This window comes from Eubacterium ramulus ATCC 29099 (assembly GCF_000469345.1).
Lineage (GTDB): Bacteria > Bacillota > Clostridia > Lachnospirales > Lachnospiraceae > Eubacterium_I > Eubacterium_I ramulus.
The window spans coordinates 327-1,813 of record NZ_KI271116.1 but is presented as its reverse complement, the minus strand read 5'-3'; the positions used below and the strand labels follow the sequence as shown (position 1 = coordinate 1,813).

The window sequence follows — 1,487 nt, the reverse complement described above, 5'->3', positions numbered from 1 at the left end:
AAAGGTGGGATAAGTTCAAAGCCTTTGTTACTATCAGAGCGTAATTCTTCAATGATGTAAGTATCATAAAGTAATGCACCCTTGCTGTCGTCTGGTTCAGAAGTCCCAAACCACACACCGTCCTCACTGGTCTTTCCTGCGTTTGTATTGTGCTTATGAGAAGCCCATTCAGCAGAAGTGGAGAATTGCCCGTTATCATCAGTTACCACTACATGATTTTCACCCGTCGTCTTGCTTGTGATCCTAAAAGGAACATCAGCAAGACGCTTGTGTGTGCCTGCACCGATTTTCACGCCCTCAATATCCCCACGCTTAATCTGATTGTAGATAGAATGGGCTTTGTCGGTTAAGTCCACAATTTTTCCATTTTCTGTGATTGTAAAATCAATCGGTTTTGCACCGTCAGTCAAATATCCGTTTGGAGCTTCACTTTCAACGATACGAAACTTTCCATAAGGTAAAAGGTCGGCAGAAGTAGAAGCGACACCCTCAATATCGGTACGAATTGTCTTTACCACTTCATTTTTCTTGTATAGCTTGCCCTCAACCAAAACAGAATTATCATTTAAGGAAATGATGTCAAAAGCAGTATCTTTCAAGGTTGCACTTCCTTGTGGCTTCATATCGCCCGTTTCTAAATCTCGCTTCTGAATTTTCACACCGCCACGGATAACCTTGTCTGATACGGAAAACTGGTTTCTTCCAGATAATACGGCAAGGTCGTCGTCCTCGGTAATCTGTGTTACATATAAGCCCTTAATCTGTTCGGACTTATCGCCAGCCTGCATATATGCACCCTCTAACAAGTAGCCGTTTGGAGCTTTTGTTTCTTCTATGGTTAGTGTCCCAAGTGGAAGAACGGCTTTTCCGTCTTGTATATAGAAGCTGTCGCCAGACACCTTGTATGCGTCCGCTAATTTTGTGATGTAATGAGTTGTCCCGTAGCTGTCTGTTTCAGCGATTGTCTTTGTAACCCATGTACGAGTAGCTTCGGCAGGGAGATTGTCTTTAGTATAGAAGCCTGCATAATACTTCCATGTAAATTCCGCACCTGCTAAAGAAGCGTTCCCCTGCGGATTGTCTTTCTGTGTTTCCATATCAATCTTGAAAAGCTCAATCAAAGTGTCCGTTACTTTTGGTATATCTGATACTTTCAAGGTCGCTGTCTTTCCAGCTTCAACCTTTAAGGAATATACAGTTTTATCTACTTTATATCCTGCTGGTGCAGAAAGTTCCTGGATATAAACTGTGCCAGCCTTTACCTCTACAACATCTGTATTTCCGTTTTCATCAGTCGTAAGGGTGGCAAGCTGTTTCGTGCAGTCCTTATCAGAAAAGACACCATAGGTCGCACCAGCGACAGAGTAATTCCCGTTACTGTCTGTAATGCTGGTATTACTGGAAGTCTTTTGCAGTTTCGCATTTCCGACATTCAGCTTCGCCCAGAATTGTCCCAATTCCTGCCCCTCGCCAGAGTAGATATAACC

General features: G+C 43.1%; 1 pseudogene. It reads right to left on the bottom strand.

The features are described from left to right. Positions 1-1,487 (bottom strand): annotated as a pseudogene (locus HMPREF0373_RS06650) (SrtB-anchored collagen-binding adhesin); the annotation flags it as partial.